This window comes from Catellatospora sp. NPDC049111 (assembly GCF_040648615.1).
Lineage (GTDB): Bacteria > Actinomycetota > Actinomycetes > Mycobacteriales > Micromonosporaceae > Catellatospora > Catellatospora aurea.
Window position 1 is genome coordinate 134,472 of record NZ_JBEZEB010000006.1, and the last position, 9,824, is coordinate 144,295.

Genomic DNA, 9,824 nt, shown 5'->3' on the forward strand with positions numbered 1-9,824 from the left:
AGCTATCTCCCCAGCTCAGATCGCGATGCCGAACTCGCGCCCGACGAAGTCGTAGAGCTCGTCGGCTGACGCGTCCCGCAGTTCCGAAGTCACGTCGGTGGTCGCCGCGGGGGTGTCCCACTGCGACAGCAGCTCCTGCAGGCGCACCTTCGCGCGTGCCCGGGCCAGGTCGTCGAGGTCGGCGGCGAGCGCCGTCTCCAGCCGGTCGAGTTCCTGGTGCACCAGCCGCTCCGGGTCGATGCCGGGGCCGGCCAGCGCCACCCGCAGGTGCTCGGCGAGCGAGCCCGGCGTCGGGTGGTCGAACACCAGCGTCGCGGGCAGCCGCAGCCCGGTCAGCGTGTTGAGCCGGTTGCGCAGGTCCACCGCCGTGAGCGAGTCGAAACCCAGCTCCTTGAACGCCCGGTCGGGATCGACGGCGGCCCCGGCGGCGTGGCCGAGCACCGTGGCGACCTGCTTGCGGACCAGGTCGCCGAGCAGTTCCCGCTGCTCGGCCTCGCCGAGCCGGGCGAGGTCGTCGGCGAGGCCGGACATCTGCTGGCCGCTGGCCGCGGTGCGCTGTCCCGGGATCGGCACCAGGCCGCGGAGCAGGGCCGGCACGGCGTTGCCCGGGGCGCGCAGCACCCGCAGGTCCAGCCGCATCGGCAGCAGCCACGGGTCGGGCCGGCCGAGCGCGGCGTCCAGCAGCGCCAGGCCCTCCTGCTCGTCGAGCGCGGTGAGACCGGCCCGCGCCATGCGCTGGAAGTCGGCGTCGCCGAGGTGGCCGGTGATGCCGCTGCTCCGGGCCGCCCACAGGCCCCACGACAGCGCGGTCGCGGGCAGGCCCTGCTCGCGGCGGTGCAGGGCGAGGCCGTCGAGGAACGCGTTGGCGGCCGCGTAGTTGCCCTGGCCGGGCGCCCCGAACACGGCGGCGGCCGAGGAGAACAGCACAAACGCGTCGAGGTCGGCGTCCTGGGTCAGCTCGTGCAGGTGCCAGGACGCGTCCACCTTGGGCCGCAGGACACCGGCGAGCCGCTGCGGGTCCAGCGAGCCGATGACGCCGTCGTCGGCGACACCGGCGGCGTGCACGACGGCGGTCAGCGGCCGGTCGGCCGGAATGTCGGCCAGCAGGCTGGCCAACGCGTCCCGGTCGGCGGTGTCGCAGGCGGCCACGGTGACCTGCGCGCCGAGCGCGGTCAGCTCGTCGGACAGCTCCTGGGCTCCCGAGCCGGCCAGACCGCGCCGGCCGGCGAGCAGCAGGTGGCGCACGCCGTGTTTCACCACCAGGTGGCGGGCCAGGATCGCGCCGAGACCGCCGGTGCCGCCGGTGACCAGCACGGTGCCGCCGGTGCGCAGCGGCGCGCCGTCGCCGGTGGCCGGGCGCACCCGGCTGAGGCGGGGTGCGCGTACCCGGCCCTGCTGGATCGCCACCTGCGGTTCGCCGGTGGCCAGCGCCGCGGGCAGCAGGTCGGCCGCGTCGTCGGCACCGTCGAGGTCGGCCAGCAGGATCCGGTCCGGGTTCTCGGCCTGCGCGGACCGCAGCAGCGCGGTGGCGGCGGCCAGGGCCAGGTCACCGCCGCCGGCGTCCTCGGCGAGCAGGCCGCGGGTCACCACGACCAGCCGGGACAACGCGAACCGCGGGTCGGCCAGCCAGGCCTGGGCCAGTTCCAGCGCGGCCCGGGTGGCGGCGTGGACCTCGCCGACGACCCCGCCGTCGGTACGGTCGTCGGCGTCGGCCGGTTCGACCAGGCAGGTCAGCACCGTGTCCGGCACCGCGTCCCCCGCTTCGGCGAACAGGTCGTCGAGGGTCGCACCGTGCCGGGTGACGCCGAGCCGCGCACCCAGCCGCAGATCGTCGGAGCCGAGCACGGCCCAGCCGGCGCGGTCACCCGCCGAGCCCGCGGGGACGGCGTCCCAGTCGACGGTGAACAGGGCGTCGCGGTGGGGTGAGCGGGCGGCCGGGAGCGCGTCCGCGGTGACGGTGCGCCACTGCAGCGAGCGGGCTTCGGCCACGGGCGCACCGGTGGCGTCGGCGATCAGCACCGCGACCGTGTCCGGGCCGGTGGAGGTGAACCGGACCCGCAGGTCGGTCGCGCCGACGGCGTGCACCGACACGCCGTTCCAGGCGAACGGCAGGGCCGGTTCGGCGTCGTCGAGGGCGCGGAGCATGAACGCGTGCAGGGTCGCGTCGAGCAGCGCGGGGTGCAGCCGGTAGCCGGCCGGGTTCAGCGAATCCGGCAGGGCGACCTCGGCGTACACGTCGTCGCCGCTGCGCCAGGCCCGGCGCAGGCCCTGGAACCCAGGACCGTAGCCGTATCCCTGCACGGCCAGCCGGTCGTACGCGTCGTCGACGAGCAGCTCGTCCGCGCCCGGCGGCGGCCACGCCGTCAGGCCCTCCCCGGTGGCGCTGGGCACGGCGGGCGCGACGAAGCCGGTCGCGTGGCGGGTCCACTCGTCGCCGTCACCGGCGCGGGCGTACACACTGACGGGTCGGCGTCCGTCGTCGTCGGCGGCGCCGACGGCCACCTGCAACGTCACCGGTTCGCCGGCCGCCAGCACCAGTGGCGCGGCGAGGGTCAGCTCGTCGAGCACGCCGCAGCCGACCTGGTCACCGGCGCGCACGGCCAGCTCGACGAAGGCGGTGCCCGGCAGCAGCACCGTGTCCATCACCCGGTGGTCGGCCAACCAGGGCTGGCCGTACAGCGAGATCCGGCCGGTGAGCAGCGCGCCGTCACCGCCGGCCAGTTCCACCGCCGCGCCGAGCAGCGGGTGCCCGGCGTCGTCGAGGCCGGTGGCGGCCAGGTCGGCCGCCGCGGCCGCGGTCAGCCAGTACCGCTGCCGCTGGAACGGATACGTCGGCAGGTCCACCGAGGACGCGGCGTCGGCCCGGCGCGGCCACCCGGTGATCGCTCCCCTGGTGTGCAGGCGCGCCAGCGCCGTGAGCAGCTCGCGTGCCTCGTCGCGGTCGCGCCGCTGCGGGCCGACCGCCGCGACCCCGTCCGGCAGGAACGCGGACGCCATCGCGGTGAGCACGGCGTCCGGCCCGATCTCCAGCAGCGTGGACGCACCCTCCCGGACCAGTGTGCCGACCGCGTCGGCGAACAGCACCGGTCGGCGTACGTGATCAACCCAGTAACCCGGCCGGGACAGTTCCTCGGCACTGACCAGCGCACCGGTCACCGAGGACACGAACGCGACCTTCGGCGGTTCGAACCGCAACCCCGACACGACCTGCTCGAACTCGCCCAGCATCGGCTCCATCAGCGGCGAGTGGAACGCATGGCTGACCGTCAGCCTGCGACCGTCCACGCCCAGCGCCGCCATGACCGCATCCACGGCCCGCTCATCACCGGATACGACCACCGACGCCGGGCCGTTGACCGCCGCGATACCGACCCGGCCCGCGAACGGCTCCCCCAGCCCGGCCAGCGCCGCGGTGACCTGCTCACGCGAAGCGCGCACCGCCACCATCGACCCACCCGACGGCAGTGCCTGCATCAACCGGCCCCGCGCGGCGACCAGCGTCGCCGCATCCGCCAGCGACAACACCCCGGCCACATGCGCAGCCGCGATCTCACCGATCGAATGCCCCGCCACAAGATCGGGCGTCACACCCAGCGACGCCGCCAAGCGGAACAGCGCCACCTCCACCGCGAACAACGCAGGCTGCGTCAACCCGGTCTGCTCCAGACCGTCCCCGGAAGCGATCGCGTCCCGCAGCAACCGGCCCAGCAACGGGTCAAGGACCTCGCACACCTCGTCGAACGCCGCCGCATAGACCGGGAACGCCTCGTAGAGGCCGAGTCCCATGCCCGCCCGCTGCGCGCCCTGGCCCGTGAACAGCAGACCGAGCCGACCTGCTGCCACCGCGTCGGTGACCAGGCCCGGGGCGTCGCTGCCGGAGGCGAGGGCGGACAAGCCCGTGGTCAGTTCGGCGAGGTCATCGCCGAGCACGACAGCGCGGTGATCGAAAGCGGTGCGACTGGCCAGTGCCGCTGCGATCGCGGTGACGTCGGCATCGTCCGCAGCGGGATCCGTGTCAAGGTGGCGTGGATCCACGACCGCGAGCAGCGCCTGTGCCTGGTCGCGCAGGGCGGTGTCGGACTTCGCGGACAACGCCCATGCCACGGGACCGGTGCCCGTGCCGCTCGTCGGCGGCATGACCGGGTCGGGCTCGGGGGCCTGCTCGATGATGACGTGGGTGTTGGTGCCGCTGGCCCCGAACGAGGACACCGCCGCCCGGCGGGGCCGGTCCAGTTCAGGCCACTGCTTCGCCTCGGTCAGCAGCTCGACCGCACCCGCCGACCAGTCCACGAACGGCGACCGGTTCTCCACGTGCAGCGTCTGCGGCATGACCCCGTGGCGCAGCGCCTGCACCACCTTGATCACACCGCCCACCCCGGCGGCCGCCTGCGCATGCCCGATGTTCGACTTCAACGACCCCAGCCACAGCGGCTGATCCGCAGATCGGCCCTGCCCGTACGTCGCCAGCAGCGCCTCGGCCTCGATCGGATCGCCCAGCCGCGTACCGGTGCCGTGCGCCTCGACCAGGTCCACCTCCGAGGTGGACAGACCCGCCGAAGCGAGCGCCTGACGGATCACCCGCTGCTGCGAAGGACCGTTCGGCGCGGTCAGACCGTTCGACGCACCGTCCTGGTTCACCGCCGAGCCGCGTACCACCGCGAGCACGTGATGTCCCAGCCGCCGCGCGTCCGACAGCCGCTCCACCAGCAGCATCCCCGCACCCTCGGCCCAACCCGTGCCGTCCGCCTCCGCCGAGAACGCCTTGCACCGCCCGTCCGGCGACAACCCGCGCTGGCGGCTGAACTCGATGAACGTGCCCGGGGTCGACATCACCGTCACGCCGCCGGCCAGCGCCATCCGGCACTCGCCGTTGCGCAGCGCCTGCGCGGCGAGGTGCAGTGCCACCAGCGACGACGAGCAGGCGGTGTCGATGGTCATGGCGGGCCCGGTGAACCCGAACGTGTACGAGATGCGCCCGGCGACCACGCTCGACGCCGTACCGGTCATCAGATAACCGTCGACGCCCTCCGGCGCCCGGGTCATCATCGAGGCGTAGTCGGTGCCGTTGCCGCCCGCGAACACCCCGATCTCGGTGCCGCGTACCGTCTCCGGGTCGATCCCGGCGCGCTCGAACGCCTCCCACGCCGTCTCCAGCAGCAGCCGCTGCTGCGGATCCATGGCCAGTGCCTCCCGCGGCGAGATGCCGAAGAACGCCGCGTCGAACTCGGCCGCGCCGTAGAGGAAGCCGCCGTCGCGCGCGTACGTCCGGCCGGCCGCGTCCGGGTCAGGGTCGTAGAGCCCCTCGACGTCCCAGCCCCGGTCGGTGGGGAAGCCGCCGATGGCGTCGCGGCCGGAGGCGACCAGGTCCCACAGGTCCTCGGGCGAGGCGACGTCGCCGGGGAAGCGGCACGCCATGCCCACGATCGCGATCGGCTCGTCCGCGTCGGCGGCCGGCCGGGCGGTCACCGTCGCGGCGGGCGCGGCGCTGAACAGCTCGGTGCCCAGGTAGTGCGCGACCGCCTGGGGGTTCGGGTGGTCGAAGACGAGTGTCGCGGGGAAGGTGAGCCCGGTCGCCGTGGCGAGCCGGTTGCGCAGCTCGACCGCGGTGAGCGAGTTCAGCCCCAGTTCGGTGAACGCCTGGCGGCCGCCGAGCTGGTCGGTGCCCGGGTAGCCGAGCACCAGCGCGACCTGGTCGAGGACCAGGCCGAGCAGTGCCCGGTCGCGGTCCTGCGGGCCGAGGCCCGCCAGTCGCCGGCGCAGTTCGCCGCCCGCCGTGATGCCGTCCTCCGGCTCCAGTTCGCGGACCTGCGGCAGGTCGGCGATGAACGACCAGACGGAGGCCGGCACCGCCCCGGCTACGCGCGGCCAGTCGATGTCGGCGATCACCGCGCAGGCGGGTGCCTGCGTCGCGGCGTCGGCCAGGGCGAGCAGGGCCGGTTCGGCGGCCATCGGGCGGAACCCTGCCGCGGGCGCCACCTCGGCGCCGTCCCACAGTCCCCACGCGACGGAGACGGCGGGCAGGCCGTCGGCGCGGCGGCGCTGGGCGAGAGCGTCGGCGTGCAGCCGCAGGCCGGCGTGCGCGGCCTGGCCGGGCCCGCCGAACAGCGTCGTCGCCGAGGAGAGCAGCACGTACGCGTCGAGGTCGCGGCCCCGGGTCAGTTCGTCGAGCAGCCACATCATGGCGGGGCCGGTGGCCGGGTCGTGGTTGACGTGCACGACGGCGGTCACCCGGCGGGTGGCGAGCACGGTCGCGGCGGCGTCGAGGTCCCCGGCGGCGACCGCCGCGACCTCGGCTCCGGCCGCGGCGAGCCAACCGGTCAGCAGCGCGGCAGCGGGGGTCTCGGCCCCGGACAGCAGCACGGTGCCGCGCGGGGTCCAGGCGGGCCGGTTCCCGGTGGGTGCGGTGTGCAGGCGAGGTGCGTACACCCCGTCGGCACGCAGCGCGTACTGCGACTCGGTGGCGGTGGCGAGCAGGTCGACGAGCCGGAGCCAGCCGGGCTCGTCGAGGTCCGGGGCCAGGTCGACGATGCCCCGCCAGTGCGGCAGGTCCTGCCAGGCGAGTTCCTGCGCCTGCGCCCACCATTGAAGCCCGGCGGGTTCCGGCCGCTCCGCACCGGTGACCGCGACCGCGCCCCGGCTCAGCGTCCAGATCGAGGCCTGGGTGTCGGTGAGCGACGGCAGCGGTGACAGGCCGAGCATGAGCACCCCGTCGGCCGTCGCGGTGACCGCGTCGGCGATCCGGGCGTCCGCGCCTCGGGCCGACAGCGCGCGCACGGCGTGCTGTGCCTCGGCGGCGAAGTCGTCGGCCGCGACGACGAGCCACTCTCCGGTGATCGTGGCCGGTGCCGGGGCGGGTTGCGGCTGCCACACGGTCTGGTAGCGCCACTGTGCCGCGGCGGACTGGCCGAGGCGGCGGCGACGCCAGCCCGCGAGCGCGGGCAGGGCCGCGCCCAGCTCGGTCCCGGCGAGACCTACCAGGTGGGCGAGGGCGGACAGGTCTTCGCGTTCCACGATCTGCCAGAACTCGCGGTCGGCCGGATCGGCGGTGACGTGCCCGGCGGACTGCCCCGCCCAGAACCGCCGCCGCTGGAACGCGTAGGTGGGCAGGTCGATCCGCTGCGCCGCGGTGCCGGCGAAGTACGCGGACCAGTCGACGCCCGCGCCACGGGTGTGGATCGCGGCCAGTGCGGTGAGGGCCGCCTGCGGCTCCGGGCGGTCGGCGCGCAGCAGCGGCACGGCGACCGCGTCGGGTGCGAGTTCGGGAACGAGTCCGGACAGGACCCCGTCGGGTCCGATCTCCAGCAGGGTGGTCACGCCCTCGCGGGCCAGCGCGCCGACCGCGTCGGCGAACAGGACCGGGCGGCGCACGTGCTCCACCCAGTACTCGGAACGGCACAGCTGCTCGGCGTCGACCAGGGCACCGGTCACCGTCGACACGAACGGCAGCGTCGGCACGCTGAACCGCAGCCCCGACACGACCTGCTCGAACTCTGCGAGCATCGGCTCCATCAGCGGCGAGTGGAACGCGTGGCTGACCGCCAGCCTGCGCCCGGTCACACCCAGCACGGCGACGACCGCGTCCACTGCCTGCTCGGCACCGGAGATCACCACCGAAGCCGGGCCGTTCACCGCCGCGATACCGACCCGGCCCGTGAGCGGCTCCCCCAGCCCGGCCAGCGCCGCGGTGACCTGGTCCCGTGACGCCCGCACCGCCACCATCGCCCCACCGGCGGGCAGCGCCTGCATCAACCGGCCCCGCGCCGCGACCAGCGTCGCCGCGTCGGACAGCGACAGCACCCCGGCCACGTGCGCAGCAGCGATCTCACCGATCGAATGCCCCGCCACGAACGCGGGGACGACGCCCAGCGACTCGACCAGGCGGAACAGCGCGACCTCCACCGCGAACAACGCAGGCTGCGTCAACCCGGTCTGCTCCAGACCGTCCCCGGACGCGATCGCGGCCCGCAACGACCGGCCCAGCAGCGGGTCCAGGACCGCGCAAACCTCGTCAAAAGCCGCCGCATACACCGGGAACGCCTCGCACAAGCCGAGCCCCATGCCCGCCCGCTGCGCACCCTGACCCGTGAACAGCAGACCCAACCGGCCCGGCACGGCCTCGCCGGTGACCACGGCGGCGCTCGACCGGCCGTCGGCGAGGGCGGCCAGCCCGGCCAGTGCCTCATCGTGGTCGGCGGCCAGGACGACTGCGCGGTGTTCGAAGGCCGAGCGTGTCGCGGCCAGCGACAGACCCGCATCCAGCCGGTCCACCGAGGCGAGCGCGGTGGCGAGCCGCGCGGCCTGCGCGCGCAGCGCACCGGGCGACCGTCCGGACAGGATCCACGGCACCAGGGCGCAGTCCACCGGTGGCGGCGATGCGACCGGCGCGACCGCGGGCGGGGGTTCGTCGGTGGACGCGTCGTCCGGGCCGGTGTCGGCGGGGGCCTCCTCCAGGATCAGGTGCGCGTTGGTGCCGCTGACCCCGAACGACGACACGCCCGCCCGGCGCGGCACGGCGCCGGCCGGCCACGGGCGGGACTCGGTGAGCAGCCGCACCCCGCCCGCGGTCCAGTCCACGTACGGGCTCGGCTCGTCGACGTGCAGCGTCCGCGGCAGCATCCCTGCGCGCAGGGCCTGCACCATCTTGATGACCCCGGCGATCCCGGCGGCGTGCTGGGTGTGGCCCAGGTTCGACTTGACCGAGCCGAGCCACAGCGGCCGGTCGGCGTCACGGCCCTGCCCGTACGTCGCCAGCAGCGCCTCGGCCTCGATCGGATCGCCGAGCTTCGTGCCGGTGCCGTGCGCCTCCACGGCATCGACGTCGGCCGTGGTCAGTTCGGCGTCGGCGAGGGCCTGGCGGATCACCCGCTGCTGCGAGCGCCCGTTGGGGGCGGTGAGGCCGTTGGAGGCCCCGTCCTGGTTGACCGCGCTGCCCCGGATCACGGCCAGCACCCGGTGGCCGAGCCGCCGGGCGTCGGACAGCCGCTCCACGAGCAGCAGTCCCGCGCCCTCCGACCAGCCGGTGCCGTCGGCGGCGGCGGCGAAGGAGCGGCAGCGGCCGCTGGGCGACAGGCCGCGCTGGCGGCTGAACTCGACGAAGGTGCCCGGCGTGGACATCACCATGACCCCGCCGGCCAGGGCCATGGTGCACTCGTCGTTGCGCAGGGCCTGCGCGGCCAGGTGCAGCGCGACCAGCGACGACGAGCAGGCGGTGTCCAGGGTGACGGCCGGGCCGGTGAGCCCGAGCTGGTAGGCGATGCGCCCGGACGCGACGCTGGAGGTGTTGCCGGTGAGCAGGTGCCCGGCGACGGCTTCGCCCGCCTCGTGCATGCGCGGCCCGTACGCCTGGTCGGTCGCGCCGACGAACACGCCGACCCGCTCGCCGCGTACCCGGCCGGGGTCGATCCCGGCGCGCTCGAACACCTCCCACGCGGTCTCCAGCAGCAGCCGCTGCTGCGGGTCCATGCCCAGCGCCTCGCGCGGCGAGATGCCGAAGAAGGTCGCGTCGAACTCGGCGGCGTCGTGCAGGAAGCCGCCCTCGCGGGCGTACGTCTTGCCGATCGCGTCGGGGTCGGCGTCGAACAGCCCGGCGAGGTCCCAGTCGCGGTCGGCCGGGAACGGCCCGATCGCGTCGCCACCGGCCGCGACGAGGTCCCACAGCTGCTCCGGGGAGTCGACCTCGCCCGGGAAACGGCAGGCCATGCCAACGATCGCGATCGGTTCGCGGCGTCGCTGCTCGATCTCGCGCAGCCGTCGCCGCGCGTCGCGGGCGTCGGCGACCGCGCGCTTGAGGTATTCGCGAAGCTTGTCCTCGTCTGCCATCTCTC

At 74.9% G+C, this 9,824-nt stretch carries 1 protein-coding gene; it reads right to left on the reverse strand.

The window, feature by feature from the left end; translation table 11 throughout:
• Nucleotides 1–15 precede the first annotated feature (15 nt).
• Nucleotides 16–9,819 carry an SDR family NAD(P)-dependent oxidoreductase gene (locus tag AB0B66_RS11315; protein WP_360526629.1) on the reverse strand — a complete coding sequence of 3,268 codons (9,804 nt, stop codon included), beginning with the start codon at nt 9,817–9,819 and terminating at the stop codon, nt 16–18.
• Nucleotides 9,820–9,824: the final 5 nt, after the last annotated feature.

Coding starts and splice junctions, on each gene's coding strand:
- AB0B66_RS11315 (WP_360526629.1), bottom strand. CDS start 9,819: ATGGCAGACGAGGACAAGCTTCGCGAATACCTCAAGCGCGCGGTCGCC.